The 24,975-nt window shown below is 68.5% G+C and carries 28 protein-coding genes and 1 tRNA gene; 20 read left to right on the forward strand and 9 right to left on the reverse strand.

Features of this window, described 5'->3' with window-relative positions; all coding sequences use genetic code 11:
* Positions 1 to 25: 25 nt before the first annotated feature.
* Entirely contained in the window at positions 26 to 703 is a 678-nt protein-coding gene (locus BKA18_RS19040) for an ATP-binding protein (protein WP_078568666.1), read from the reverse strand.
* A 53-nt stretch (positions 704 to 756) separates the two neighbouring features.
* The gene (locus BKA18_RS19045; protein ID WP_366043956.1) at positions 757 to 1,554 is read right to left on the reverse strand and encodes a glycerophosphodiester phosphodiesterase; all 798 of its coding nucleotides are present in this window, start codon (positions 1,552 to 1,554) and stop codon (positions 757 to 759) included.
* A 646-nt stretch (positions 1,555 to 2,200) separates the two neighbouring features.
* On the opposite strand from BKA18_RS19045, the gene BKA18_RS19050 reads away from it, so the two are divergent.
* The gene (locus BKA18_RS19050; RefSeq protein WP_366043957.1) at positions 2,201 to 3,739 is read left to right on the forward strand and encodes a S1C family serine protease; all 1,539 of its coding nucleotides are present in this window, start codon (positions 2,201 to 2,203) and stop codon (positions 3,737 to 3,739) included.
* 52 nt (positions 3,740 to 3,791) lie between these two features.
* Positions 3,792 to 3,878: transfer RNA gene (locus BKA18_RS19055), tRNA-Ser, on the forward strand.
* Between the two features lie 258 nt (positions 3,879 to 4,136).
* On the opposite strand, the gene BKA18_RS19060 is transcribed toward BKA18_RS19055, so the two are convergent.
* Positions 4,137 to 5,048 carry a YDG/SRA domain-containing protein gene (locus tag BKA18_RS19060; protein WP_366043958.1) on the reverse strand — a complete coding sequence of 304 codons (912 nt, stop codon included), beginning with the start codon at positions 5,046 to 5,048 and terminating at the stop codon, positions 4,137 to 4,139.
* A 384-nt stretch (positions 5,049 to 5,432) separates the two neighbouring features.
* Between BKA18_RS19060 and BKA18_RS19065 the strand changes: the two genes are divergently transcribed.
* Positions 5,433 to 5,948: a potassium channel family protein gene (locus BKA18_RS19065; protein ID WP_366043959.1), complete on the forward strand. Its 516-nt coding sequence runs from the start codon at positions 5,433 to 5,435 to the stop codon at positions 5,946 to 5,948.
* A gap of 1,058 nt (positions 5,949 to 7,006) precedes the next feature.
* Here BKA18_RS19065 and BKA18_RS19070 read toward each other — a convergent pair.
* Complete coding sequence (locus BKA18_RS19070; protein WP_366043961.1) at positions 7,007 to 7,765, reverse strand: GntR family transcriptional regulator; 759 nt, start codon at positions 7,763 to 7,765, stop codon at positions 7,007 to 7,009.
* A gap of 190 nt (positions 7,766 to 7,955) precedes the next feature.
* Between BKA18_RS19070 and BKA18_RS19075 the strand changes: the two genes are divergently transcribed.
* The 14 genes from BKA18_RS19075 (at position 7,956) to BKA18_RS19140 (ending at position 15,063) form a co-directional block, all read left to right on the forward strand.
* Entirely contained in the window at positions 7,956 to 8,285 is a 330-nt protein-coding gene (locus BKA18_RS19075; protein WP_366043962.1) for an SCO3933 family regulatory protein, read from the forward strand.
* A gap of 2 nt (positions 8,286 to 8,287) precedes the next feature.
* Positions 8,288 to 9,631, forward strand: a complete 1,344-nt coding sequence (locus BKA18_RS19080; RefSeq protein ID WP_366043963.1) for an FtsK/SpoIIIE domain-containing protein — start codon at positions 8,288 to 8,290, stop codon at positions 9,629 to 9,631.
* Positions 9,632 to 9,716: 85 nt separating this feature from the next.
* Entirely contained in the window at positions 9,717 to 9,911 is a 195-nt protein-coding gene (locus tag BKA18_RS19085; RefSeq protein ID WP_366043964.1) for a hypothetical protein, read from the forward strand.
* A gap of 5 nt (positions 9,912 to 9,916) precedes the next feature.
* Positions 9,917 to 10,120 carry a hypothetical protein gene (locus tag BKA18_RS19090; protein ID WP_366043965.1) on the forward strand — a complete coding sequence of 68 codons (204 nt, stop codon included), beginning with the start codon at positions 9,917 to 9,919 and terminating at the stop codon, positions 10,118 to 10,120.
* A 66-nt stretch (positions 10,121 to 10,186) separates the two neighbouring features.
* Positions 10,187 to 10,927 (forward strand): DUF2637 domain-containing protein, encoded by a 741-nt coding sequence (locus BKA18_RS19095; protein WP_366043966.1) that lies wholly within the window; start codon positions 10,187 to 10,189, stop codon positions 10,925 to 10,927.
* Positions 10,928 to 10,938: 11 nt separating this feature from the next.
* Complete coding sequence (locus BKA18_RS19100; RefSeq protein WP_366043967.1) at positions 10,939 to 11,118, forward strand: hypothetical protein; 180 nt, start codon at positions 10,939 to 10,941, stop codon at positions 11,116 to 11,118.
* Positions 11,119 to 11,123: 5 nt separating this feature from the next.
* Entirely contained in the window at positions 11,124 to 11,312 is a 189-nt protein-coding gene (locus BKA18_RS19105) for a mobile element transfer protein (protein ID WP_366043968.1), read from the forward strand.
* Positions 11,313 to 11,323: 11 nt separating this feature from the next.
* Complete coding sequence (locus BKA18_RS19110; RefSeq protein ID WP_366043969.1) at positions 11,324 to 11,479, forward strand: hypothetical protein; 156 nt, start codon at positions 11,324 to 11,326, stop codon at positions 11,477 to 11,479.
* 23 nt (positions 11,480 to 11,502) lie between these two features.
* Positions 11,503 to 11,781, forward strand: coding sequence for a hypothetical protein (locus tag BKA18_RS19115; RefSeq protein ID WP_366043970.1), 279 nt, complete (start codon positions 11,503 to 11,505; stop codon positions 11,779 to 11,781).
* Between the two features lie 94 nt (positions 11,782 to 11,875).
* Positions 11,876 to 12,073: a hypothetical protein gene (locus tag BKA18_RS19120; protein ID WP_358916291.1), complete on the forward strand. Its 198-nt coding sequence runs from the start codon at positions 11,876 to 11,878 to the stop codon at positions 12,071 to 12,073.
* Between the two features lie 5 nt (positions 12,074 to 12,078).
* A complete protein-coding gene (locus BKA18_RS19125) occupies positions 12,079 to 12,279 on the forward strand; it encodes a hypothetical protein (protein WP_366043971.1) in 201 nt (66 codons plus the stop codon).
* Positions 12,276 to 13,673 carry a replication initiator protein RepSA gene (repSA, locus tag BKA18_RS19130; RefSeq protein WP_366043972.1) on the forward strand — a complete coding sequence of 466 codons (1,398 nt, stop codon included), beginning with the start codon at positions 12,276 to 12,278 and terminating at the stop codon, positions 13,671 to 13,673. The genes BKA18_RS19125 and repSA overlap by 4 nt, the downstream gene beginning before the upstream one ends.
* Entirely contained in the window at positions 13,670 to 13,885 is a 216-nt protein-coding gene (locus BKA18_RS19135; protein WP_366043973.1) for an excisionase family DNA-binding protein, read from the forward strand. Before repSA ends, BKA18_RS19135 begins: the two co-directional genes overlap by 4 nt.
* Positions 13,885 to 15,063, forward strand: a complete 1,179-nt coding sequence (locus BKA18_RS19140) for a tyrosine-type recombinase/integrase (protein WP_366043974.1) — start codon at positions 13,885 to 13,887, stop codon at positions 15,061 to 15,063. Before BKA18_RS19135 ends, BKA18_RS19140 begins: the two co-directional genes overlap by 1 nt.
* Positions 15,064 to 15,638: 575 nt before the next feature.
* Here the strand turns inward: BKA18_RS19140 and BKA18_RS19150 are convergent.
* From BKA18_RS19150 to BKA18_RS19165, 4 genes are all read right to left on the reverse strand, one after another.
* Positions 15,639 to 17,471 (reverse strand): hypothetical protein, encoded by a 1,833-nt coding sequence (locus BKA18_RS19150; protein WP_366043975.1) that lies wholly within the window; start codon positions 17,469 to 17,471, stop codon positions 15,639 to 15,641.
* Positions 17,472 to 17,856: 385 nt separating this feature from the next.
* Positions 17,857 to 19,083 (reverse strand): cytochrome P450, encoded by a 1,227-nt coding sequence (locus BKA18_RS19155; RefSeq protein ID WP_366043976.1) that lies wholly within the window; start codon positions 19,081 to 19,083, stop codon positions 17,857 to 17,859.
* 197 nt (positions 19,084 to 19,280) lie between these two features.
* On the reverse strand, positions 19,281 to 20,126 hold the full coding sequence (locus tag BKA18_RS19160) for a DUF4097 family beta strand repeat-containing protein (protein WP_366043977.1): 846 nt from the start codon (positions 20,124 to 20,126) through the stop codon (positions 19,281 to 19,283).
* A gap of 83 nt (positions 20,127 to 20,209) precedes the next feature.
* Positions 20,210 to 20,725 carry a hypothetical protein gene (locus tag BKA18_RS19165; RefSeq protein WP_366043978.1) on the reverse strand — a complete coding sequence of 172 codons (516 nt, stop codon included), beginning with the start codon at positions 20,723 to 20,725 and terminating at the stop codon, positions 20,210 to 20,212.
* A gap of 688 nt (positions 20,726 to 21,413) precedes the next feature.
* Between BKA18_RS19165 and BKA18_RS19170 the strand changes: the two genes are divergently transcribed.
* Together BKA18_RS19170 and BKA18_RS19175 are read left to right on the forward strand one after the other, a co-directional pair.
* Positions 21,414 to 21,980: a GNAT family N-acetyltransferase gene (locus tag BKA18_RS19170; RefSeq protein ID WP_429638352.1), complete on the forward strand. Its 567-nt coding sequence runs from the start codon at positions 21,414 to 21,416 to the stop codon at positions 21,978 to 21,980.
* Between the two features lie 67 nt (positions 21,981 to 22,047).
* Complete coding sequence (locus tag BKA18_RS19175; RefSeq protein ID WP_366043979.1) at positions 22,048 to 22,806, forward strand: class I SAM-dependent methyltransferase; 759 nt, start codon at positions 22,048 to 22,050, stop codon at positions 22,804 to 22,806.
* Between the two features lie 67 nt (positions 22,807 to 22,873).
* Here the strand turns inward: BKA18_RS19175 and BKA18_RS19180 are convergent, their stop codons facing one another.
* Positions 22,874 to 23,872 carry a bifunctional DNA primase/polymerase gene (locus tag BKA18_RS19180; protein ID WP_366044221.1) on the reverse strand — a complete coding sequence of 333 codons (999 nt, stop codon included), beginning with the start codon at positions 23,870 to 23,872 and terminating at the stop codon, positions 22,874 to 22,876.
* A 778-nt stretch (positions 23,873 to 24,650) separates the two neighbouring features.
* Here BKA18_RS19180 and BKA18_RS19185 point away from each other — a divergent pair.
* Entirely contained in the window at positions 24,651 to 24,956 is a 306-nt protein-coding gene (locus tag BKA18_RS19185) for a hypothetical protein (RefSeq protein ID WP_366043980.1), read from the forward strand.
* Positions 24,957 to 24,975 lie beyond the last annotated feature (19 nt).

Raw genomic sequence — 24,975 nt, forward strand, 5'->3', positions numbered from 1 at the left:
GGTGCGGCGCCGTCCGGCCGGGCCGCTACACCAGGTCGTCGAAGTCGGGGAAGCCCGGGCCCAGCGGATGCCCGGTGCGCACCGGCGCGCCCGCGGCGAGCGAGGGCGGCAGATCGGGCGTCAGGTCCACGCGCGTAGCGAACGCGTCATGGAGCGAGAGGGCGGCCCAGACCGTGACTTCGCCGACGGCGGTGTCGCGGACGCCCCAGTCCTTGGCGAGCGAGCGGATGATCGCCAGCCCGCGGCCGCCGCGCGCCGTCACCGACGGAGTGGCCGGAAGCGGCCGGGTCGGGCCGCCGCCGTCCGTGACCGCGACGGTCAGTTTGCCCTGTACGTCGATACGCCAGGAGGCCCGCACGGATGCCGACGGGGTGTCACCCTGCCCGGCCGTTACGGAATCCGGTGCGCCGTTTTCGTATATCGGACGCGCATGGCGACACGAATTGCTCAACAGCTCCGAAAGAATAAGGACCGCGTCATCGACGACCGTGTCCTGAACTCCACTTGCCAGTAGCTCTTCACGCATGCGCCGCCTGGCCATGCCCACACCCACTGGTCCATGGGGTACGGCCATGATCGACGACGTCGGCACCTCTTGTGCCACCACCAACGCCACCCCCGAGACCTCCTTTGCCCCACGCCACGGGATGAATGCCCCAATGGACTGGACCGGAAACCGGCCAAGCGACACTCGGTGACGCACTGGACATAATCGAATACGGGTCGAATGCGCCGGTGCACACCCTGTGAGGGGCTTTAGCTCAGGCCGAGCTGGATTCGTACCTGCTTGGGGCGATTTGTAATGACTGCGTCCACTCCCAATTCCTGGCAGAGCTCGACATCGGCAGCGTCATTGACGGTCCACACGTGGACCTGGTGGCCCGCGCGGTGCGCCTTGGCGACGTAGTCGGGGTGCGAGCGGAGGATCCGGATGCCGGGGCCCGCGATGCCGACACCGGGCGGGAGCCGGCCGTCGCGGTGCCGGGGGGTGAGGAACTGCATCAGGTAGACCCCGGGGACGGTGGGCGCCGCGGCCCGGACACGGTGCAGGGAACGTGCCGAGAAGCTCATGACCCGGACCTGAGGTGTCCAGTCGGCGCGCATGGCCGGTTTCGTGTGCCCGAACCGGCCGAGCAGCTCGACCAGCCGCTCTTCCACCTGTCCGGCCCAGCGCGTCGGATGCTTGGTCTCGATGGCCAGCTCGACCCGGCGGTCCGCGTCGGCGACCAGCTCCAGCAGCCGCTCCAGCGTCAGGACGGCGGTCCGCTCGGGGTCCTCGTGCTGCCGGTCCGGCGCCTCGTTCGCGAACCCCTCGGCCTTCCAGGAGCCGAAGTCGAGCATCGCGAGGTCGGCGAGTTCCAGGGCGGAGACCGAGCCGCGCCCGTTGGAGGTGCGGTTCACCCGCCGGTCGTGTACGCAGACCAGATGGCCGTCGGCGGTCAGCCGGACATCGCACTCCAGGGCGTCCGCGCCGTCCTCGATCGCCTTGCGGTAGGCGGCCAGGGTGTGCTCCGGCGCGTCCTCCGAGGCACCGCGATGGGCTACGACGGACATGGCGGGACGATCCGGACGGGCGTCCTGGGCGGGGCGTACATAGGTCACCGCGTTATCGTGCCACCCACTGCTGCCGGGCCTGCGGGTGCATTCCCTACGCCGCGGAACAGGGGATGCGCCGGTTTTGTCCGGGATAAAGGATGAGGGGACAGTCACAGTCTCGGCTTACGGTGCTCTGACGCGCTGTGGGTAAGGCTGGTACGGAGACTCGCCCGTGTCGTCCGGCCCGAATGGCCCGGACCGGACGTACGGACCGGGTCTCGTGGACGGACGGGAGCTGCCCGACGGACCGGTGGGCCACGGCCCGCGGCCCCGGACCGGCGGACCGGGACTCGCCCGCATCGCCCGGATCCCGGATCCTGAATCCTGGAGTGCCGGGTTCCGTATGTGCCGGCATCGAGGAGCTGTACGACCCGGAGGGCCCGCAAGGCCCGCCGGCACGGAACAACCGCACCACCCGGCGGACCACCCGGCCCGCCGGCAGGACGAGACCGCACCACCCGGACGCACCCCCAGGGTCCGGCCGAACTGCAAGCCCCGGAAGAAACGGCGCGCCCCAGGCTTCAGACAGCTGAGGCATGAGGCGGACAGGGCAACCGCCCGCGGGACCGTGGACGCCGACAGTCGTGAAGCTGAGGAGAGAGCTGTGAGCACCGAGAACGAGGGAGCCGCCGTCCCGTCGGAGGCCAAGCCGCCGGCCGGGCCGCAGCCGGACGGTGCCTCCGCCTCCGGCGCCCGGACTCCCGGCGCCCCGCCGCCGGCCGCTCCCCCCATGGCGCCCCCGCCGCCCGACTTCGCGCCGGCCACCGCCTCGTCCCAGGGCGGGGCCGGCTCCGGCGACCCGGGGCGGATGCCGCCCTACGACGCCGGGCACCCTCCGCAGCACGGCTTCGGCCGCCCCGGCGACGAGCCCACGACCGAACAGACCGCCCAGTTCCCCCCGTACGGCACCGCCGCACACGGTGCCCCCGGAGCGGGCGCCGGCGGCGGCTGGGGCGGTCCCCCTTATGGCGGCGGTGGCGGCGGTGACCCCTGGGGCTTCACCGGGAACCCCGCTCCCAAGCGGCGCAATGGCGGTCTGATCGCGGCCGTCCTGGCGGCCGCGCTGGTCTTCGGCGGTGTCGGCGGCGGTGTCGGCTTCTGGCTGGCGGGCCGCAGCGACGACGCCTCGACGACGGTCTCCGCGCCCGGCGACGCCGGGGCGCTGAACCGCAAGCCCACCTCCGTCTCCGGGATAGCGCAGAAGGCGCTGCCGAGCGTCGTGACGATCGAGGCCCAGGGTGCCGGCGGCGAGGGCGGCACGGGCACCGGCTTCATCTACGACAAGCAGGGCCACATCCTCACCAACAACCACGTCGTCGCCGGTGCCGCCGGCGGCGGCAAGCTCACCGCGACGTTCTCCAACGGCAAGAAGTACGACGCCGAGGTCGTCGGCCACGCCCAGGGCTACGACGTCGCCGTGATCAAGCTCAAGAACGCCTCCGGCGCCCCGCTCAACCCCCTTCCGCTCGGCAAGTCCTCCCAGGTGCAGGTCGGCGACGCCACGATCGCCATCGGCGCGCCCTTCGGCCTGTCCGGCACCGTCACCACCGGCATCATCAGCGCCAAGGACCGCCCGGTGGCCTCCAGCGACGGCGGCGGCGCCAGCGCCTCGTACATGAGCGCGCTGCAGACGGACGCCTCGATAAACCCCGGTAACTCCGGCGGCCCGCTGATGGACGCCGGCGGCAACGTCATCGGCATCAACTCCGCCATCCAGTCGGCCGGCAACGGCGGCGGACTGGGCGGCGAGTCCCAGCAGTCCGGCAGCATCGGCCTGGGCTTCGCGATCCCGATCGACCAGGCGAAGCGGGTGGCGCAGGACCTGATCAAGACGGGTAAGCCGGTCTATCCGCAGATCGGCGTCCAGGTCGGCATGCGGGACACCGGCAACGGCGCGACCATCGCCCAGACCGGCAACAACGGCTCCGACCCCGTCAGCCCGAACGGCCCGGCCGCCAAGGCAGGTCTCAAGCCCGGCGACACGATCACCAAGCTCGACGACACGGTGATCGACAGCGGCCCCACCCTCATCAGCGAGATCTGGCAGCACAAGCCCGGCGACGAGGTCACCCTCACCTACAAGCGAGGCGGCAAGGAGCACACCACCCGAGTCACCCTGGGCCAGCGCACGGGCGACAAGTGACGCGCTAGTCTGATCCCGCGACACCGCACGCCCACGCGCACCGGTGCCGCGGGGAGGCTTGCCCGAGCGGCCTAAGGGAACAGTCTTGAAAACTGTCGTGGCGGCAACGTCACCGTGGGTTCAAATCCCACAGCCTCCGCAGCTCAGTGCAGCGAAAGGGCCCCTGACCAGGAAGATTGGCCAGGGGCCTTCGCCTTGTCCGCATACCGCGACCACCCGGCGTTCCCCGTGATTCCCCGGTGGATCGGGCACGGGAGGGGCACGGTGGGCTTTTGATCCGTAGCTCTATCTGGACCGATCAACGGCGGTTGTATAGGCCATCTGCTGGCCTATGGAGGCGGTCGCCGGCAGTAGGCGGCTGCTGAGGTTGCGGTACTCCACTGCTGTACCGCACAGCTCACTGCCGCCAGCGTTCGCGATGCTGCTTCACACACTCCAGGTCGATCACATGCTTGGGGTGAGTGCGCAAGGCTCCCGTTACCTCGCCGTCCCGGATGATGGCCAGGTCGTCGCCGAGAACAATGACACCCAAGTCCAACATCACGTGGCAGGTCGGGCAGAGGCACAGAACATTGCCTGTCGTGTCCGGACCGTTGTGCGGACTACCCAGAGCCTGAATGTGCGCACCTTCGCTGTAGCTGCCACCGGGTCCCTCAATACGCAGCTCGCACATCTGGCACCGGTTGTCATGCCACTCCTTCACCCGGCGCTTCACGGCGCTACTGCGCACGATCCGCTGCACAGTTGTGGTGACCCGTCCAGGTTCCTCACTGCCCGCCGGCCGCTGACTGCTCTCATCGTCGACCAAGGGCTCGTCCACCAGATCAGGAAGCTCCTCCTGCCGCTGTGCCTGCGGCATCGGCGTGCCGTCGTACGCCTCCATCCGGAACTGCCAGATCAAGAACCCATCGATGCCGAGCTTGCTGCCGTAGCTCGTAACCCGGTAGAGGCCGTCGTACCGGTAGCCCTCCGAGGGAGCGAAGGTGGACCCGCTCTGCCCCCCGCGGACAACCCGGACGGGGAGCCCTTCGAGGCAACTGGTCACCAGCGCCGCGTTACCAGAATCGTCCAAGGACTGGTTGCTGACTTGGTTGCCTGCGCCGTCCTGGCCGCCATGCCCCGTGTAGACGATGACGTCACCGTAGTCTTCGTCATCCTTGTATCCGCCAGACACGACGATGGACTCCGCACCGGCCCTCTTGGTACCGCAGATGCCGGCCTGGAGAGGGCGATGGACGCCTGCCTCGTGCGCAAGACGACGGGTGCTGAACTTCTGGCCAGCCTGGACGTTGGGCACTTCACCAATCATGTGCCCAGCCTCCCATGAGGCACTGACAGCGCATGGAGCCAATTTTGCAAACTACCAGCGAAACATGGCCAGTTGATCCGCTGAACCAAGACAACGGTTGCGAACACTGCGGAGCATCGCCACACGCGACCGGTAGGCAGGCTCTCCCACCAGCCCTCGTCGCATGAATTACATGCTTTTCACCAAAATGCATCGACTGGGTGACGCATGTTACGGCACTGGCAGCTTGCGGTAACCGAAATTGGAACAGCTTCACGAGGCCTCGAAAGGCAGCCGGTGTCCAGTCAGGAAAAGGAAGATGTACTCGCCCTCACTCGGAGAGATCTGAAACGAGTCGGGCGCTTGGCGTGGAGGTCCTGGCCTTACCTGGTAATGCCCTGCGGTGTGATTGCAGTAGTCTTCATTCCGCTCTATGAATATTTAGCTTGGCGGATTTGGGTTACTGTACAGTTTCTGCTAATTGCACTCATCATTCCGCTCAGCGCCGCTTCATTGATCGCAGCCAACAGGGTGGCGCCGAGAAGGCCGCGGCTTGCAGCATGGCTCGCGATGACGCTTGCCGTTGTTGCGGGCGGTTTTGCTGCAGAGTATCGAGTGATCGAGAATATCAACTCCGGGCAATTCAGCAATCTACACAGCGGCCTGGATGCTCTATATTTCTCGGTTACCGTGATGGCGACAGTTGGTTTCGGAGACGTACATCCGCAAGGAAGCCTTGCGAAACTAATCGTAACGACGCAGATGCTTGTAGACCTGGTAGGCGTCGCGGTAGTCCTGGCAGTGATCGCAGAGGTCGCGTCTGCGAGTAGAAGGCAACGAGCTGAAGCAAGTGAAGGGAATGAATCGGACGGCGACCCTCCTGAAGATGAACACGATTGGCCTCCTATCCTCGACACGTAACGACAAGAATGCGTTCCTCGTCCGTACCTGGTGGTTCGCCACCGGCTGCCGCTGTGAACTCCGCTACCCCTGCGCTTTCGTCTTATTTCAGGCACGGGAGGGGCATTCACGGGAAAGGCGCCCGCGCAGATCGCGTGGAGAGAGTTTGAGAAATCGGCCTTGGGGTGAGTGATCGAGGCTCGTACGCTCGCCAGCGGATCGGGCAGGCTTGCCACCTGCCCGCAATAGCCCGATTTGAGGCTCGATCGTAGAGGCTCGCGCCAAGGTCGATTTCTTAAAGTCTCGGAACGCCGCCACCCTCTACCTCTCCTCCACCCTCTACCTCTCCTCCACCCTCTACCTCTCCTCCACCCTCTACCTCTCCTCCACCCTCTACCTCTCCTCCACCCGCTACTCGCACCTTCCTCGCCGCCCTCGGGGCTCCCGACTGGACATGCCTCTGAGATACGAGTGCCTCGGCCGCTGCTCAGCCAGTCCTGATGGTGGGTGACCGCGGTCGGGTTCGAGGGATGGTGTCGGCGATGGTGCTGGTCAGTGGGGTGTTTGCTTGGTCCGGCGCTGCTTTTGGGCGGGACAAAGCGTCTAGCGGATCACCCCGTGGCAACTGTGGTGGCGCGGGGCCGGGGGCGGGGGCGGAGCGGGCCGAAGGCAGGAGCGTCGCCCCCAGTCCCCGAGCCCGCGCCGGCCCGCTTGGCGGGCCGGTGGGGTGTGATTCGTAGCGGCGGCTGTCAAGCCGTTGGCCTGCGCGCCGGATGCCGAAGGCAAGAGCACCCACAAGGCCAGTGCCACAAGCCGCATGCCCTCCTGCGGGGACCGAGCCGCGAGACGCTGACCAATGAGGTGGATGGCGGGTGCTGGCCTGGATCGGCACTCCACGGGCTCAACGGGCTGATACCGCGCGATCGGCATCCGGAGACCCGGCAAGGGAACGGCACCACCCGCGAGAGCTCCCGGAGTGCTCTTCCACCCCCACCTCCACACCCTCTCCCCGGCCGAAGGGCGGGGCTTGATGACGTAGAGAAACCTGTAACAGCTCCCTGCCCCACCGCACGAAACGGCTACGCGTCGAAGTCGTACTCCAGCACGTAGGAAGCGGAGTCGAGAGTCATCTCGTTGACCTCGACAGGTCGCCCTCCATCGGCAAAGGCGGTTCGGCAGATGAGCATCACTGGCGTGCCCATGGAGAGGTTGAGCCGCTTCGCTTCGTCCTGGGAGGGCATGCGGGACCGCACTTCTTCGCGGAAGTGGACTGGCTTGGCTCCGAGTTCAGCAAGGCGGGCGTACGTACCGCCCGGTCCCGTGTCCTCCTGGGTGATTGCCGAGCCTGCGACAAGCTCTGCGGGCAGGTAGCTCGTGGCCAGCAGGACCGGCTTTCCGTCAAGGACGAATCGCCGACTGCGGACACAGACAGCCGACTCGGGGGTGACGTCCAGGACTCCCGCGATCCGCTCAGGAGTCGGCTCCTCGGTGACGGTGATTTGGTCCACCGTGAGCTGCCGGCCTTCGGTGTCGGCCGACCAGATCGAGCGGCCTGAGCCCCACTGCTCTTGGGAGAGGCGCTGGATGCCGCGTCGTCGTAGCGGTCGGAACGCCCGAACGAATACGCCGGCGCCCTTGCGTGACTCGGCGAGTCCCTCGTTCTGCAGGACTCCAAGAGCCTGCCGGGCCGTCATCCGGGCCACGTCGTACTTGGCCATGAGGTCGTTCTCGCCTGGCAAGCGATCGCCAGGGCCGTACTCACCTGCCGTGATTGCCTCCCGAAGCGCGTCAGCAATGCGCTGGTACTTCGGCTGTCGAGCGCCGCTATTCGCGGTCATTGCGTCTCCCTCCTTTCATCCTCTCTAGACAGCCTAGGACATGCCTACGTCGCTGCATCCGGGCCCGGTGCCCCTTCCCGCGAACCTCTCTAGAGATCTCTATTGACGTCTCTAGAGATCTGCGCTTCACTCGTAGATGTCTAGAGAGGTCGCCGGAAGGGGTGGCCTCCCCAGCAACAAGGGGTGCTCTATGCCTTCGTTCAAGATCGACACTTCGACCGCTGTGGTGTTCGTTGCGACTGCTCCGACTCCGAAGCTCGTGAACAAGCAGACCGGCGAGATCGCCACCGATCGTGAGACCGGCGCCCGGCTGATGACGGTGGGGCTGCTGATCTCCGACGAGGGAGAGGGGAACCTCTACCAGGTGACCGTCCCGGACACGGGGATCCCGGAGGGTCTGACGCCGGGCGCTCCGGTGTCGGTGGTGGGGCTGAAGGCGCGGGACTGGGAGAACGAGTTCAACGGCCAGAAGCGGCACGGGATTTCGTTCCGCGCGGTCGCGATCACGGCGGGCGCCTGATCATGTCGGACCTGACCACCGTTCTCGAAGCGGCCGGCGCCTTAGCAGGTGCGAGTGGCCTCGGGTACGCGAAGGTTCGTGCGCCGCGGGTGTACTGGTCGCTGGTGGGCCTGCCGGTCACCTGGGGCCGGTTCACGGTGACGTACCGGTCGACGATGGATGTGTGTGGGCTGACGGTGCAGCCGTCTCGTCTGCGGGCGTTCATGGCGCGCAATGTCGCTCGGCGTGAGGTGCAGCCGGTTGTGCCGAAGGTCCGCCGGGTGCGGGGCACTTCGACCTGCCTGCGTGTGTCGCTGCGGCTTCCGGCCGGTCTGGAGCCCGCGGATGTGGCGGCGGCCTCCCAGCGGCTCCGGCATGCCTGGGGTGTCCACTCGGTCAACGTGATCGAGGCCAAGCCGGGTGTCGTGGAGCTGCGGATGACCGGCTACGACGTGCTCAAGCGGGTGCGGATGCCGCGCCGGGGCAAGGCTGCGGACATGGTCGTGCCGGTGGCGTTGCGCGATGACGGGACCGTGTTCGTGCGCGACTACCGGCAGGTGCCGCACAGTCTGACGCTGGGGGCGAACTTCTCGGGCAAGTCGATGTTCCAACGCAACCTGGTCGCCGGCCTGGCGAAGATGCCGGTGGGGCTGGTGGGGATCGACTGCAAACGCGGGGTGGAGCAGAGCGCGTATGCGCCTCGTCTGTCTGCCTTGGCCACAACGCCGGAGACTGCCTCACAGGTGCTGGGCGTGCTGGTCGAGGAGATGGAAAACCGCTTCGACCAGCTCAGCGAGCATCACGTCTCGGACTTGTGGGACCTGCCCGCCAAGGTGCGTCCGGTGCCGCTGGTGGTCCTCGTCGACGAGGTGGCGGAGCTGTTCCTGATCGCCGCCAAGAAGGATGAGGAACGCCGGGACCGGATGGTCATGCAGATGGTGCGCCTCGCGCAGATGGCCCGTGCGGTCGGCATCTATCTGGAGGTGTGCGGGCAGCGCTTCGGCTCCGAGCTCGGCAAGGGCGCCACCATGCTTCGTGCCCAGCTCAGCGGCCGTGTGGTGCACCGCGTCAATGACAAGCAGACCGCTGAAATGGGTCTGGGTGACATCGCTCCCGATGCCGTGTTCGCGGCAACGACGATCCCGGCGGACCGGCCCGGCGTTGCGGTTGCTGGTGACTCCTCCGGTGGCTGGTCCCGCATCCGTACCCCCGCCATGTCCCCCGCCGAAGCGGCTCAGGTCTGCCGCGCCTACGCGCACCTGACGCCGGACCTCCCGGCTCTGGCGCCCTTCCGGCCGGCCGTTGTCGCCGAGCCGACGACTGATGATGCGGTGCCGCTGTTCAAGCCGCAGCCCGTCACTGAGTAACTGCCTTTCCCCGCACATCGGTTGGCGTGACCGTCTCGCGCCAGGTCCCTACCCCACCCATGTCTCAAACACCAAGGAGAACCTCATGTTCGGACGCAAGAGCCAGGAAGAGCGCGCCTACAACGAGAAGAGCAAGGCGTTCGGAGGGTGCCCGCCGTGTGACGACTGCGACGGCTCGGGAGAAGACCGCAAGTCCTCCGCCGGCTGCGACCCGTGCGACTCGACAGGCATCGACATTGGCCCGCGCGGTCGTGCCCGCTTCCAGTCGCGCCGGCGGTGATCTCGGTGGCTGCCCGCAAGACCACTGCCCGCCGCACGGCGACGAAGGAGGCCTCTGCGCCGGAGTGCCCGAAGTGCCGGGGCACCGGCTGGGAGACCGAGTCCGTCCACGCCGGCCGGGGAGGACGCCGCCGCTCCGTCGGGTCCACGGACGTGCTCTGCCCCCGCTGCCTCGGCACCCGCATCGACCCCACGCCCGACCGCTACTGACCGCCGGAAGCCGGGCGGCACTCACGAGCCGCCCGGCCCGGCTCGATTCCGGAAGGAGGAACCGCGATGCGCTCCAAGCTCCGCCTGGACGCTGTGCTTGTTCAGGCTGTGATCGCTGGTGCCCTGTCCTTCGCTCACCTCCACGACATCGCCGAAGCGGCCGGACAGCACGGCTGGAAAGCCTGGGCCTATCCCGTCAGCGTCGATCTGCTCTTCGTCGCTGCCTGGCGACGCCTGCGCACCATGCGGGCTGACGAGCGGGGCGCCCGGGCCGCCTGGACCTGGTTCGTGATCGCCCTGGCCGCATCGCTGGGTGCGAACATCGCCACGGCCGGACTTCTCGACCTGGGCGCCGTGCCGGCCTGGCTGCGGATCCTCGTCGCGGGATGGCCTGCTCTGGCCTTCCTCGGCGGCACGCTTCTCGCCCACACCCCCGCCACCGAACCAGCAGAAGCCGACCCTGCCCAGGAACCGGCCCGCGCCGAAGAGGCCAGCGTGGAGCGCCTGCCGGAGACGGAGCCGGCGCAGATCCCGCCCGCGACTCTGCCCGCACCCAAGCCGGTACCTGAGGCCCCGGATAAGCCGGCCGCCCCGCCGGTCGAGCCTGCTCTGTCTGCACCGGCGCCTGAGCCTGCGGCTGCCGCTCGGCCGGTTGCCTCGGTCCCGCCGGCGTTGCTGGATCACGCCCGGAAGATCGCCGAAACCCACCGCGCCACGACCGGTACGCCGATCGACCGCGACACCTTGCGCGCCCGCCTGGGCGTCCCGCCGGTGCTCGCGGACGCCATCACCGCCCAACTCGCCTGACTGGAGAACGCATGCGTCCCTTAACCCTCGTCGCCCTGAACCTCGCCGTTGAACTCGCCCGCAGCGGGCGCATCGTCGAAGCGCTTCAGCTCGGTACGGCCGCCATCGACCAGGCCACCCGCGACGAGCAGCCCGCCATCCGCCGCTGGCTCGACGTGCACGCCGGGGACTCGGTCCGCCGGGAGGGGTGACTTCGATGCCTCGTCCGAACCGCTTCTACGACGTGCTTCGCATCGGCCCCGTCCAGGTCGGCAGCCACCACGACGGCCGTGGCCGCACCAAGCACACCGCTGCCTGCACCGCTCCCGGCTGTGGCTTCTCCGCCGACTACCGCGACCGCTCCGGCGCCGAACTCGCCGCCCGCACCCACCGCTGCAACGCCTAGGAGGTACCGCCGTGAACGTCCCGCTTTGGCTCGCCCTGATCGTCGTCGGAATTCTCAGCATCAAGCTCGTCCGCCCGCCCTGGTGGCTCGTGGCCGTGTTCCTGCTCGGCGGCTACCTCCTCGCCAACAGCTTCCTCGGCCCCGTGATCGGCACGGCTATCAAGTAGCCCGCCACCGAAGGGAGGCAGCCGTGCGCTACCCGGACGCCCAACTCCGCGCCAACCACCGCCCGGCACATCTGATCCCGCCCGGCGTCGATCCGCGCAACGTCGTCATCGTCCAGGCCCCGCCCCGCTCCTACGCGGGCCCGATCCTGCTCACGGTCGCGATCACCCTCGGCGCCTCGGTCGTCCTCATCGTGCTCGCCCTCGCCTTCCAGATCGCCGCCGCCGCAGCCGCAGCCGCAGTGCCGACCATCGGCGGCGCCAGCATCACGATCAAGCTCGCTCGCAAGCAGCACAAGAGCTGAACGGCCCCCGGGGCGGCCTCGGTCGCCAAACTTCCGCCGCCCCGGGCGCCAGCAACCCCTTCCAGACCACTCGACCCGAAAGGGACTCCTCATCATGCCCGAGAACGCCACCCGCACACCCGCCCGCACTCGCGTCTGCCGCGACTGCGACGGCTTCCCCGCCGTCGCCATCACCACCGGCCAGACCAACCCCGACGGCACCCGCCGCACCATCACCGCCACCTGCCGGACCTGCCACGGCACCGGCAATGCCCCGGCCGCCGCCCGCCTCGCCCCGCAGATCGCGAGGTGACCGGCATGTTCCCCAAGACCGCCCGTCCCACCGCCGACTTCCCCGGCCTGCGCGTCAAGGCAGGCAGCCAGTACACGACCGCCGAAGGCGACTACGTCTGCGGCTGCGGTGCGGAAGACCACGCCAACGGCGACGCCGACGTCAAGACCCTGGTGGAGGACTACACCGCCCACAAGAACGCCTGCACCGGACGGGGTGTCCGATGACCGACGCCGCCACCCTGGCGGGCCTGGACCCGACCACCCTGGGGGACCTCCTCCGCGTGGCCGGGTCCCCCGGCTTCGACCGCTGGCAAGACCAGATCCGCCGCACCGGCGCGTGCGCCGACCCGATCCACCTCACCGGGACCACGAAGACGATCGACCGCGCGACCGGCACCGTCCTGCACGCCTACTCCACCGATGCCGAGCCCGGCGGACGCCTCCGGGTGGCCTGTGGCAACCGCCGTGCGTCGCGCTGCCCCTCCTGCGCCTGGACCTACGCGGGCGACACCTACCACCTCATCCGCGCAGGCCTCACCGGCGACGAAGCCAAAGGCACCCCTGAGACCGTCCGCGACCACCCCCGCGTCTTCGCCACGCTCACCGCTCCGTCCTTCGGTCCGGTGCACAACCGCCCCGACAACGGCCGCCGTCCCTGCCGCTGCGGCACCCACCACCAGGAGGACGCCCCCGAACTCGGGACCGCGCTGGACCCGGAGCGCTACGACTACGCGGGTGCGGTGCTGTGGAACAACCACGCCGGACACCTCTGGCGCTACGTCACCATCTACCTGCCCCGCGAGCTGGCCCGCCGCGCCGGCATCACGCAGAAGACCCTCAAAGAACAGCTCCGGGTCTCCTACGGCAAGGTCGCCGAGTACCAAAAGCGTGGCGCGATCCACTTCCACGCCGTCATCCGTTTCGACGGTCCCGACGGCCCGGACACCGCGCCCCCGGCCTGGGCCACCCACGATCTCCTCACCGACGCCCTCAAGGCTGCTGCCGCCCGTGCGGAGATCGACCTCGCATCGGCCGGAGACCAACCTGCCCGCGTCCTGCGCTGGGGCAAGCAGCTCGACGTCCAGCGCATCGGCGCCTTCGGAGCCGGTGAGGACCTGACCGAACAGGCCGTCGCGTCCTACGTGGCGAAGTACGCCACCAAGGCCGCCGAGACCACCGGCACCGTGGACCGCCGCATCGGCGAACTCCACGAACTCGACAAGCACCCCGACCTGCCCGACCACACCCGCCGCCTCATCCGCGCCTGCCGGGACCTCGACGAGCTGTACCCCGACCGGCGGCTCTGGCAGTGGGCGCACATGCTGGGCTTCCGCGGCCACTTCTCCACCAAATCCCGCCGCTACTCCACCACCCTCGGCGCCCTCCGCCAGGTCCGCGCCGACTACCGCGCCACCCAACAACGCACCGCCCTCGGCCTCCCCGACCCCGACGACCACCCCGAGGCCACCACCCGCGTCATCGCCCACTGGGCCTACGCCGGCCATGGCCACACGCCCGGCGAATCCTGGCTCGCCGCCAACCTCGCCAAGGAGATCCAAGCCAACCGGCAGATCGCCCGTGAAGTCCGCGCCGAACTCGACACAGAAGGGGAGTGGTGACCGTGGCTGATCGCCTGCTGACCGTGCAAGAGGTTGCTGAACGGCTCGGTACGACGGTCCGGTTCCCCCGGCGGCTGATCGAGGAACGGCGCATCACCTTCGTCAAGATCGGTCGCCATGTCCGTGTTCCCGAAAGCGCCGTTGCCGTGTTCATCGAGGACAACACGGTGCAGCCCGTCGCTCCGCTCCGTCCTCTGCGGGCGGTGGCCTGATGCCGGGTAAGCGCAAGAGCCGTCGCCAGTTCGGCCGGGTGCGCAAGCTGCCTTCGGGGCGCTATCAGGTGCGCTACCCCGGGCCGGACGGCATTCTCCGCCCGGCGGATCGAACGTTCCCGACGACCACGGATGCGGACCTGTGGCTGGCCAGGAAGCGGATCGAGATCGAAGAGGGACGCTGGCTCGATCCTGCTGAGGGCAAGGCGACGGTTCAGGACTGGGCGGGTCGTTGGCTGGCTTCCGTGGGCCCGCAGCTCAAGCACAAGACGTGGGCTACGTACCGCTCGATCATCAATTCGCGGATCAACCCGGTACTGGGTGACCGGGAGCTCTCCAGCGTGCGCCCCATCACGGTGGCGGAGTGGGTCTCCAAGATGCAGACGGACGGCATGGGAGCGTCCTGGATCCGGCAGTGCTACCGAGTGCTGGCACAGATCATGGATTCGGCCGTGGACAACGGGCTGATTGCTGTGACGCCGTGCCGTGGGGTGCGTCTGCCGCGCATGCCTCAGACAGAGCCGCACATCCTCACGCCGCAGGAAGCAGCGGAGATCGTTTCCAACGCCAAGGCGCCGCACGATCTGCTGATCGCCCTGCTGGCCTTCGCTGGCCTGCGTATCGGTGAGGCCTTCGCCCTTCGGCGAGCAGACATCAACGTCGGCGCCCGCCTCCTGGTCGTGGACGAGAACTTGGCGGAAGCCAACGGGGCCCTGGTGTTCGACACGCCGAAGTCACATCAGAAGCGCGTTCTCTCGCTCGCCCCGTCGCTGGTCGAGCGGCTGTCGGCGTATCTCGACCGCTTGTCCGGTGGAGAGGACGCGCTCCTGTTCACCAACCGCGCCGGCAACCCGCTCCGGTACAACCAGTGGCGCAAGGCGTACTTCAATCCGGCGGTGGCGGCGGCCGGGCTGAAGGACGTCACCCCGCACGATCTGCGAGCCTCGCACGCCACTTGGGTAGCGGATCGGTACGGAGTGATGACGGTGGCTCATCGGCTCGGGCACAGCAATGCCAGCGTGACCACGCGCCACTACGCCCGTCCTGCTGCCGGTCGGGATGCTCAGGTGGCCGAGGCGTCCGAGTCCTGGATCGGAGGGCACGACATCGATCTAGGGGCACGCGGAGGGCACGGTGACAGTCCTCAGACTGGGGAAGAGCCTCCGGCCAGCCGCTGACCTGCACGAACGGCTCACCCTGCATGATCCGGGAAGACATCTTGAAAACTGTCGTGGCGGCAACGTCACCGTGGGTTCAAATCCCACAGCCTCCGCAGAGGTAGAAGAACATGCAGGTCGGAGCGGGTTCCGGTACTTCCACGGGCCCGCTCCGACTGCTTTTGCTGTCTCACCTCATGCGCCCGGATCTCAGTCGTGACCAGGGCGTGTGGCCAGGATTCGGCCGGTGGCGCGACCTCACTCTGTGGTGGCGACTTCCACCGGGTCCAGGTGCCGCCGTTCTGATGCTGGAGCCGACGTACAAGGAGTACCGGGAGACTCCTGGTCGCTAAGTTGAGAAGTCGGCGAGTCACCGTTGCCGGCGGGTGTCCGGGAGGTCCGCGAAGAACTGGGCGTCTCGCCTGAGATCGGCCGTCTCCTCGCCGTGGACTGGGCACCCGGTCCAGCTGAAGGCGACAAGGTGCTCTACCTCATCGACGGCGGTGTGCTGCCGGCGGAACTCCGGGATCGGATCGAATGGCACGTCACGGAGATCGGGGCGTACGACTTCCACCCGTTGGGCGTTGTCACTGACCTCACCATCCCGCGGCCGGCTCGGCGAATCGTCGCTGCGGCAGTGGCACGGGTTGAAGGGCGGGTGGCCTATCTGGAGCACGGTCAGGCTCCCGGGGATGGTGGTCCCGTGTCGCCTCAACGGCTGTGATTCGCATCGTGCGGCGAATCTTTGGATAGATGAGGGCTGGGTCGGCAGGGGCCGTTCGTCTGGCATCGGCTAGTGGATGGACGCCCCATCCTGTGGTGTAAGAGCTTTGCTCGCAGCAGGGGTTCTCCGGTGTTTCACCGGGGGGCTGCTCGGGCGTTTGGGGCGGCTCTTCAGTGCTCGGCGGCTGACCGCCGGGCTCGCTGGGCTCTTGTCCGGGGGTGTGCTGCGGGGTCTCCCCGGGCGGTTGGCCTGGTGCGTTGCTCTCGGTCGGTCCGCCGGGTGGCTGGCCCGGTGCGTTGCTCTCGGTCGGTCCGCCGGGCGGTTGGCCCGGTGCGTTGCTCTCGGTCGGTCCACTGGGCTGCGGCGCCATCACGCCGCACCCCTCCTGGCCGGGGCGGCCCTTCTGCCCGCCGCCGGGAACCGGCCTGCACAGGTTCTTCTTGAGGTCCTCGAAAGCCTTGATGATCTGCTGACGCGATGCGGAACCGTCCTGGAGGTACGTGGTCATCAAGTGCTTGCCGATGGCATCCGTCGGCTGCGGGGGCTTCGCTTCCGTAGTGGGGTCGAGGGAGTAGAACACCCCCGGGTCGTGAATCGTCATGATGATGTCCCCGTCGATCAGGACGTACTTGCTGTCGCCCGTGGACAGGGTCTCCGTGCCCTCGTTCCCGAAGGGAGGCGCGATGTAGAGCGTCCCGACCGGGGAGGGGCCGGGGGGTTCACCTCGCGCCTCACGCGCCTTGGCGATTTCGCTGTCCAGGTCCTTCTTGGCCACCATTCCCGCGAAGCATCCCTCGCTGTGGCAGATGAAGACGACAGGTTTTCCGGCGTTCAGAGCCTTGCGGCCCTGATCCATCAGGCCGTCGTACGCCGGGTTCGTCCGAGCCTGCGCGTCGCTCCCGGCGTACTCCATCACCGTCTTGAAAAGGGAGTTCTTGAACAGGTCGACTCCCATGGCCTGGGACAGTCCGCCCCCGGGCCATTTGTACTCGTTGGTCAGCGTGAGGGCGAGGTCCCTGGCATCCGAGTCAGGGATCTTGTCCTTGATCGCGTCGACCGACTGCCGGCCGTCTTGGATGGAGACGGCGGCGTCTCGGAAGCTACGGTTGTAGGCGAGGCTGATGTCCTGTTTCAGGGTGTCTTTCAACGCGGCCGTGACCGCGAGTCCGTCCTTTCCGGTGTTGGCGATGCCGTTGGCGAACACCCCCACGACTTCCTGCGACGCGGCCGGCTGGGCCGGCGCCCCGTGTTTCTTCGCCTGTGCACGGAGGGAGCCTCGGGGCGGCTTGTCGTTCTGCCCGGAGGAAGCGGGGACGGTCACGACCTGACCTTTCCGAGTCTCCTCGGACAACGCCTGGTCGTTCGCCGTGTAGGCCGCCAGCCCTCCGCGCCGATTCCACTGGCGGACGTTGGACGCGATCACCTCGGCGAGAATTTCGTTGTCGCTCATGCCCGCGTCCTTGGCCGCGGTCATGGCATCGGCGAGCTTCTGGAAGGTGGCGTGCACCTCGTCCTTGGGCAGCTGCCGCTCGGTGGCGGCGAGGCGCTTCCTGAGCTCGTTCTGGGCGGAGTTCTCGTCAGAACCGCATGCCGTGACGAGCCCACCACCGATCCCGACGGCGAGAACAGCGGCTGCAGCCACGAAGGCCCGGCCATGACCATGATCGCAGCGTCGGCGTCTTCCCGGTGATGGGGCATTCGTCATGCCGTCAGCCTGGCTCACCTGTAGGGCCGTCGCCCGTGGAGATCCACCGAAGGAGTGGGCCACGGTAGCGCCTAGTTCCGCTTACCTGTTCGGTCACCTGAACGGCACGGCATTCGCGCGATTCCGAGGGCGGTCACGGTGGAAGAGAAGGCCGCCGACACGTGGGGACTCCCGTGTTCAGCGAGCACAGCCTCCGCAGGTGGAGCAGTGAAAGTGGCCCCTGACCAGGTAACTCCCGGTCGAGGGGCCGTTGTCGTGCCCGATCGCCGTGCATCGGTGGCTGGCCGCTCCGCTCTTGACCGCGTTGTGCCGGCCTGTTTGGTGCGGATCTGGCGCGGATCTGGCACGGATTTGGCAGGCACAGAGGGGCTGGCGGCCGACGGTTTTACCGGGGCGTTTCCGTCCAGGTGACCGGGAGTTCGTGGACGCCGTAGATGTTCATGTCGGTCCTGAGTTTCACCTCGTCGGCGGGGATGGCGAGTTTGAGGGTCGGGAAGCGACGGAGCAGGCCGTCGAAACCGGCGCGCATTTCGATGCGGGCCAGTTGTTGGCCGAGGCATTGGTGGATGCCGTGGCCGAAGGACAGGTGGCCGCGGGCCTTGCGGTGGATGTCCAGGGTGTCGGGGTTCTCGAAGCGCTTCGGGTCGTGGTTGGCGGCCAGTAACGAGACGACGACGGTCGATCCCTTGGCTATGGTTTCGCCGCCGAGTTCGATGTCCTCCGTGGCGTAGCGATAGAAGGTGTCGGCGACGGACAGGTAGCGCAGGAGTTCTTCGACGGCACCGGGCAGCAGATCCGGGGTGGCGCGCAGTTCGGCCAGCTGCTCGGGGTGCTCCAGGAGCGCGAAGGTGCCCAGTGCCAGCATGTTGGCGGTGGTCTCGTGGCCCGCGAGCAGCAGCAGGAAGGCGGCGCCGGTCAGCTCCTCGATGGTGAGGTCGTCCTGGCGGGCCAGATCGGACAGGATGTCGTCGCCGGGTTCGGCGCGTTTGCGCGTGACCAGTTCGGCGAGGTACGTGGTCAGTGCGCCGTACGCGGCCATCTTCTCGTCGAGCGTCACGTCCTTGACCATGAACTTGGCGGAGTTGACCTGGAAGGTCTCCCGGTCCGCGTAGGGGACACCGAGCATTTCGCAGATCACCAGCGAAGGCACCGGCAGCGCGAACTCCTTGACCAGGTCGACCGGCGGGGTGAGGCGCGCCATGGCGTCCAGTTGTCGCTCGGTGATGGCGATGATGTGCTCTTCGAGCGTTTTCATGCGCTTGACGGTGAAGGCGCCGGTGAGCCTGCGCCGCAGCCGGGTGTGGTCCGGCGGGTCCATGGCGATGAACAGGCCCGGTATCTGCGGGGACGGTTCGGTGGGGACGGGCATGCCGGGGGTCTCGTACGGGACGTGGAGAACGCCGATGTCCTGGCGGGAGCTGAACCGGGTGTCGGCCATGAGCCGGCGGACCGCGTCGTAGCCGGTGACCAGCCAGCCCTCGTGACCGTCGGGGAAGACCAGGGGACTGACCGGGCGAGCCTCGCGCAGCCGGGTGATCTCGCGGGGCGGGTCGAAGGGACCCGCATCGCGATCCATGGGGAGACCGTGTGGGACGGGAACCGGTTGACTCATCGGATGTCCTTTGGTGAGGCGGTTGTTGGTTGTTGCGGCTGGAGGGTGGTGGGCGAGTGCGTGGCCCGGCCGCGCGCTTGTGGCGTGGGCATGACAGAAGACCGCGCCCGATCGCGCCATGGGGCCTCCAGCTCGCATTCTCAAGTAGCAGGAGAGGTGGGTGAGTTGAGGATGATGCGAGGGTGCGGCGGGGTTGCTCAGGGCTTGGCGCGGAGGACGTCGATGTTGCCGTGCCGGGTACGGGCGCGGACCTCTACGGTGTCCTCGGCCTTCTCCGGGGACTCGGACGCGGTGAGCGTGTTGCGTACCTGCCCGAAGCCCGAGCTGACGTCGAGCCAGGCGGCCGTGCCCTCGCGAATTCCGACCTCGATGGCGCCGTAGGAGGTCTCCAACTGGACGGTTCCGCGGGCAACTTCGGCCACGCGCAGGGTGCCGTTCGCGGTGGTCGCGGTGACCGAGCCCTCGGCGCGCACGATGTCGATGTCGCCGTTGGCGCCGCTCACCCGCAGCTCCCCGGTCGCGGCGCCGATGGTCGTGCTGCCGTGCGAGTTCTTCAGGACCGCGGGACCGTCGAGGTGGCCGACGCGCAGGCTGCCGGAGCTGGTGGTGATCTCGGCCTTGCCCTCGACGCGGTCCACGGTGATCGAGCCGTGGGAGGCGGTCAGCTGGAGCGGCCCGGTCGTGTCGAGGCGGACGTCGCCGGACGAGGTCTTCACGCGGACCTCGCCGAGCCGGCCCTCGCCGAGCACCTGGGCCCAGGCGCCGGTCATGTCGATGCGTGAGCCCGTGGGCAGTTCGACCGTCACATCGACGGTGCCGGGGCGGCGAAGCGAATTGCGCAGCTTGGGGGTCCTGACGGTCAGGGTGCCGCTTGCGTACGTGACCTCGGTCTGCTCGGCCGACCGCACGTCCCGGTCCTGCTTCGGGTCGCGGGGCCGCACCTCGACGACCGTGTCGAGGCGGTCGCCCGCGGTGAACCGGATGGAACCGGCCTCCACGTGCGCCGTGGCCGAGATCGGTTCGGGAGTGTCGAAAGAAGGCATGGCTGTCCCGTCCTCTTGGGTCTCATGGTCGTCCCCGCTGGTGGGGACGTGGTGTGGGTGAAGTGGAGCGGGCGCGGGTGCGGCTAGCGCACCCAGCCCTTGAAGTTCTGTCCGACGGTGTGGGCCCTCTCCGTCGGACGCGGCCGTGTGCCGCCGTCGACCGCGGCCGACACGGCGCGCACCAGCCACGCGTTGACCGACAGGCCCTCGCGGTTCGCGGCCTCCTCGGCGCGCGCCTTGAGGTGGGCCGGCAGTCGCAGATTGACGCGGGCGGTGCCACCGTCGTCGTCCGTGGGGGGCGGCGCCGCGAGCGGTTCGGCGGGTGCGGCGGCTGCTTCCGGGGGGCCGCTGTCGCCGGGCGGCAGCGTCACCACGAAGTCGGGGTCCAGCCCGCGCAGCCGTACGTCGACCGAGCCGGGGGCGAGCTCGCGGGTGATCTCGTCCATCGCGGCGGAGAGCACATTGAGCATGGTCAGACGGGTCGCCGACTCCAGGGGAGCGGTGAGCCGTTCGGCCAGCTCGCGGGCGTCTTTCCCGCCGGCTTCGGCGGCCACCGCGAGTTCGCGACGCAGGGTGTCGACATACGGAGTGAGGTCCATGGCGTCATAGTGGCACCACTGTGGTGCCATGCGCAAGTGTGAGTGGTGTGCGTGTGGGGAGGGGGTGTGGGGCGGGCTTGAGGGGGGCCGCTCTGAGCTGGTGAAAGGCTAAGGGGGTGAGCTGGGTCATTGTGGCGCCGTGCGTGGTTGCTCAGTTGCTGTGGGGGGCGGGGGGTGGCGTCGGGTGGCACTGGGTGGCGCTAGAAGGCGCCGGGTGATGCCGGGTGGTGCCGGGTGACGCCGGATGGTGCCAAGCCTGTGTCATCCGACGTCATGTGATGCCAGACGATGCCGGGTGATGCCAGGTGATGCCATGCGTCGAACGGGCGGGCCCGCGCTGTGGCGGGAGGTGCTGGGTGGTGCTCCTGGGGGGCGACCGCCTTCTCCGGGCTGATGGCCGGTGCCGGCTCTCTGTCATTCCGGCCAGTGCCAGTCGAGGCGCTGGAGGGGGATTTCTTTACGGGGGCAATTCTGCAGTTTTCTGAGAAAACAGAAAGTGGCGGTGTAACTGCTTTGTTCCTGGTCGCTGTTTGTATGCAACAAGGGAGGGGGTTTGTGTTGGGCTGGGGTTGATTTGTTGGTGGGGGAGGTTTGTGTGGGTGGCGAGGTAGGGTGGGTTGGGGGTAATTGGAATGTGAATGGCCGATGTTGTTGGGTTCCTGTCCGGGCGTTATGCGGGAAGTGGGGTGTGGTCGCCGTGGGTGTGCGCAGGGCGGGGGTCGGGGGTGCGGGCCGGTTGGGCGCTGTGGTGGTGCGGCGGGCCGAGGGGAGGGATGCGCGGCGGCTCACGCGGATGGTGCGCAGTTCGCGGGCGTATGAGGGGCGCTATGCCGCGATGGTCGACGGATATCGGGTGGGGCCGGATTACATCGAGGCGCATCGGGTCTTTGTGGCTGTGGCCATGGATGCGGATGCGGATGTTGGTGTGGAGGAGGCAGTTGGTGGGGAAGCCCGTTGTAATGAGCGGGTGTTGGGGTTTTATGCGTTGGTGGTGGAGCCGGCCGAGCTTGATCTGATGTTTGTGGGGGATCAGGCGCAGGGGTACGGGATAGGGCGTCGGCTGGTCGAGCACATGCAAGGAGAGGCGCGGCGCCTGGGCATCGAGCGGGTGCGGGTGGTTTCGCATCCGCCCGCCGAGGGTTTTTATCGCAGCGTGGGCGCCCGGCCCGTCGGAATGGTGCCGGCGAATCCGCCGGTGGTGATGTGGGACCGTCCGGAGCTCGCTTTCCTGGTCGGGAGCCAGGGGGAGAAGTAGCAGGGGCGAGGGGCAGTGGGGGCGTAAAACGCTGGCAGCGTACGAGGTTTGCGGTGAGTGTGGAGGTATGAGGCGTTCGTTTGAGGAATTGGTGGCCGAGGCTGAGGCCGTGTCGGTTGAGGGGTGGGACTTTTCGTGGCTGGACGGGCGGGCCACGGAGGAGCGGCCCTCGTGGGGGTATCAGCGGGCGATGGGCGAGCGGCTGGCGCGGGCGTCGGCCGCGTTGGACGTGCAGACCGGCGGCGGTGAGGTGCTCGCCGGGGCGGCGAAGCTGCCGCCGGTGATGGTGGCGACGGAGTCCTGGCCGCCGAATGTCGCCCAGGCCACCGCGCTGCTGCATCCGCGCGGGGCGGTCGTGGTGGCCGATGCGGACGAGCCCCCGCTGCCGTTCGGCGATGCGGCGTTCGATCTGGTGACCAGCCGTCATCCGGTGTCGGTGTGGTGGGCGGAGATCGCGCGCGTGCTGCGGCCGGGGGGTACGTACTTCTCCCAACAGGTCGGTCCGGCCAGTGTGTTCGAGCTGGTCGAGTACTTTCTGGGGCCGCAGCCGGAGCACATACGGCGGGCTCGTCATCCCGAGGACGCGTGCCAGGAGGCGGAGGCGGCCGGGCTTGAGGTGGTCGATCTGCGGGCGGAGTCGCTGCGGACCGAGTTCTTCGACATCGGGGCGGTCGTCTACTTCCTGCGGAAGGTGGTGTGGATGGTCCCCGGGTTCACGGTGGAGCGCTATCGGGAGCGGTTGCGGGAGCTGGACGAGTTGATGCGTCGCGAGGGGGCGTTCGTGGCGCGGACGACCCGGTTCCTGATCGAGGCGCGTAAGGGATAGGTGGGGAGGATGCGGGGCCTTGGGGCCTGAGTGAGGTCCGTGCCTGGGGTTGTGGTGTTCGGGGTTGCTAGTGGTTGTCGGGTGTGGAGGAGGAAGTGGCGCGGGCCGCTGAGGCGATCGTCGCGTGGGCCTCGTGTGCGGAGAGGCCGGTGTCGCGGGCGGCCTGGGTCAGGCGGGCGGCGAGTTCCTGGCCGAGGCCGGCTTCGTGGGCGCGGCAGGCGGCCCAGAAGAGCCGGGCATTGCGCTGGCCGTCCGGGGCGGTGCGTACGAAGCGTATGAGCGCCGCGGCGTGCTGGGGTGCAACGTCGGGCGGGGGCTCGCGGTGGGCGGACGGCGGCGGGGCGAGGAGGAGGTCGAGCAGGGCGCCCGGCAGGGGGGCGGGGTGGCGGGGTGTGTGCGGTGCGTGGGCATATCGCCCGTGGGTGGTGACCGAGCCGGGGCCCACGAGATAGCCGGCTGTGCCGCGGATGTCGATGCCCGGGGCGAGCCGCCCGGCTGAGTTCGGTATGGGTGGCGACGGTGGGCCGGTGAACCAGAGGTGGCGGCCGCCGCTGGGGGTGAGGACCGTGACGGTCGGCGGGATCGGGAAGTCGTGCTGTTCGGCGAGGAACCGCAGGGCGGTCAGGCCGTCGGCGCCGTTCTTGGTGTCGAGATCGATGCCGATGAGGTGGTGCGGGGGGCGTCCGCAGGCGATGCCGTAGCCGGTGGCCCAGGGGGCGGTGGCGAACATCCGGCGGATGGTGAGCGGGTCGGTGCTGGCGTCATGGACGCCGTGCCCGAGCCGGCCGCACTGGCCGCGGCAGGGCGGGCTCTCGGGGCGGCCGCGGTGCGGGGACCGTATGGCGGGGAGCTTGTTGCGGGTCAGCGGGATGACGGGGTAGCCGCGGCCGGCCGCGAGGAGTGCCTCGGCGAGCGCGGCGGCGTGCGGTTCCGGCGGCTCGGTGGGTGTGGGGGCCGTGCCCTGGGCGTCCGGGTGCTCGGTGGTGCGAGGGGTGGCAGGGGTGGCCGTATGCGGGCGCGCTCCGGTCGCGGCATCAGGCCGACGTCCGGGAGGTGGGTCCGGCAGGGCGTCGGAGGCGGGCGGCCCGGCCGGCACATCGGGCGGCACGTCGAGCGACGCGTCGGGCTGCAGGTCGGCTCGCAGGTCGGGCGGGTGGTCGGGGCGTGGATCGGGCCGGCGGTCGGTCGGTGTTTCGGTGTGGCGTCCATGGCTTCGGTGCGTGGCCATGGCTCTATTTTCGTACGAGCGTTCGATGAAGGGAAGGGGGTGTGGACGGAGCGGCCCGTGCGCCGGGTGCGTCGGCCGGGTGGGACGGGGTTCGGGGGATCGGGGTTAGGGCGGTAGGCCTTGTCGTGGGGCGTGTGGTGGGGGTGTGGCGGGACCTGTCGTCGTCGAGGGGGTGCGCGCGGGCGAGGGCGCGGGGCGGCAGGGGTTTATTCGGGGGTGCTCATGCTTGCGGGGGAATCGGGGTCTCGCGATGGGTTCGCGGCGGATTCGTGGGCAAGCCTGAGTGCGCGACGTCGAGGCAAGCATCGCGGTGGTCGGCCAACTGCCCGGTGACGCAACAGAGTTCCAGTGAGTCGAGCCCGGATCGTGTGAGACGGGACGTGAGACCGGATCGGCGGGTCCAGCAATTCCGGTCCCGCGCAGTAGAGCCCTACAAGAGCGCCGTAAAGCAGAGCCGTAAAGCAGAGCCGTAAAGCGGACCCGTAAAGCGGACCCGCAAAGCAGAGCCGTACATCAGAGTCGTAAGTCAGTCGTACATCGGACCCCCGCGCAGCAGGTCCGCGCCAGAGTCGGCGCGGTAGATCCAGAAGTCGTGTTCCGTAGGAGGAAGAGAAACATGGCAAGCATCCGTACCGCCCGCGTTCTCGCCGCTGCCGCCGCACTTCCGTGCGCGGCCGTGCTCTGCACCGGCGTGGCGCAGGCCGACAACGGCGGCTTTGCGACCGGCGGGTCGAGTTCGGCGGCGACGAGCCAGGAGGGGAGCGGTGTCGGCGGCGCCAACCTCGGCAACTCGACCACGGGCCAGCAGGTCGCCAACGGAGCCGGCGCCGCCAATCAGAACAACACCGCGAGCGTGAACGGCTCCGGTCCCACCCAGATCGACCAGACCAACACCACCGTCAACTTCACCAAGCTCTGGTGAGTCGGCGGCCCGCCGCAAG

The sequence above is a fragment of the Streptomyces auratus genome (genome assembly GCF_050433025.1).
Taxonomy (GTDB): Bacteria; Actinomycetota; Actinomycetes; order Streptomycetales; family Streptomycetaceae; genus Streptomyces; species Streptomyces sioyaensis.

Bases quoted from the DNA above. Each gene is read 5' to 3' on its own strand.
- BKA18_RS19140 (WP_366043974.1), top strand. From the start codon at position 13,885: ATGCCGGGTAAGCGCAAGAGCCGTCGCCAGTTCGGCCGGGTGCGCAAG.
- BKA18_RS19125 (WP_366043971.1), top strand. From the start codon at position 12,079: ATGTTCCCCAAGACCGCCCGTCCCACCGCCGACTTCCCCGGCCTGCGC.
- BKA18_RS19080 (WP_366043963.1), top strand. From the start codon at position 8,288: ATGTCGGACCTGACCACCGTTCTCGAAGCGGCCGGCGCCTTAGCAGGT.
- BKA18_RS19155 (WP_366043976.1), bottom strand. From the start codon at position 19,083: ATGAGTCAACCGGTTCCCGTCCCACACGGTCTCCCCATGGATCGCGAT.
- BKA18_RS19175 (WP_366043979.1), top strand. From the start codon at position 22,048: ATGAGGCGTTCGTTTGAGGAATTGGTGGCCGAGGCTGAGGCCGTGTCG.
- BKA18_RS19095 (WP_366043966.1), top strand. From the start codon at position 10,187: ATGCGCTCCAAGCTCCGCCTGGACGCTGTGCTTGTTCAGGCTGTGATC.
- BKA18_RS19085 (WP_366043964.1), top strand. From the start codon at position 9,717: ATGTTCGGACGCAAGAGCCAGGAAGAGCGCGCCTACAACGAGAAGAGC.
- BKA18_RS19165 (WP_366043978.1), bottom strand. From the start codon at position 20,725: ATGGACCTCACTCCGTATGTCGACACCCTGCGTCGCGAACTCGCGGTG.
- repSA (WP_366043972.1), top strand. From the start codon at position 12,276: ATGACCGACGCCGCCACCCTGGCGGGCCTGGACCCGACCACCCTGGGG.
- BKA18_RS19075 (WP_366043962.1), top strand. From the start codon at position 7,956: ATGCCTTCGTTCAAGATCGACACTTCGACCGCTGTGGTGTTCGTTGCG.
- BKA18_RS19070 (WP_366043961.1), bottom strand. From the start codon at position 7,765: ATGACCGCGAATAGCGGCGCTCGACAGCCGAAGTACCAGCGCATTGCT.
- BKA18_RS19120 (WP_358916291.1), top strand. From the start codon at position 11,876: ATGCCCGAGAACGCCACCCGCACACCCGCCCGCACTCGCGTCTGCCGC.
- BKA18_RS19150 (WP_366043975.1), bottom strand. From the start codon at position 17,471: ATGACGAATGCCCCATCACCGGGAAGACGCCGACGCTGCGATCATGGT.
- BKA18_RS19060 (WP_366043958.1), bottom strand. From the start codon at position 5,048: ATGATTGGTGAAGTGCCCAACGTCCAGGCTGGCCAGAAGTTCAGCACC.
- BKA18_RS19160 (WP_366043977.1), bottom strand. From the start codon at position 20,126: ATGCCTTCTTTCGACACTCCCGAACCGATCTCGGCCACGGCGCACGTG.
- BKA18_RS19100 (WP_366043967.1), top strand. From the start codon at position 10,939: ATGCGTCCCTTAACCCTCGTCGCCCTGAACCTCGCCGTTGAACTCGCC.
- BKA18_RS19105 (WP_366043968.1), top strand. From the start codon at position 11,124: ATGCCTCGTCCGAACCGCTTCTACGACGTGCTTCGCATCGGCCCCGTC.
- BKA18_RS19045 (WP_366043956.1), bottom strand. From the start codon at position 1,554: ATGTCCGTCGTAGCCCATCGCGGTGCCTCGGAGGACGCGCCGGAGCAC.
- BKA18_RS19185 (WP_366043980.1), top strand. From the start codon at position 24,651: ATGGCAAGCATCCGTACCGCCCGCGTTCTCGCCGCTGCCGCCGCACTT.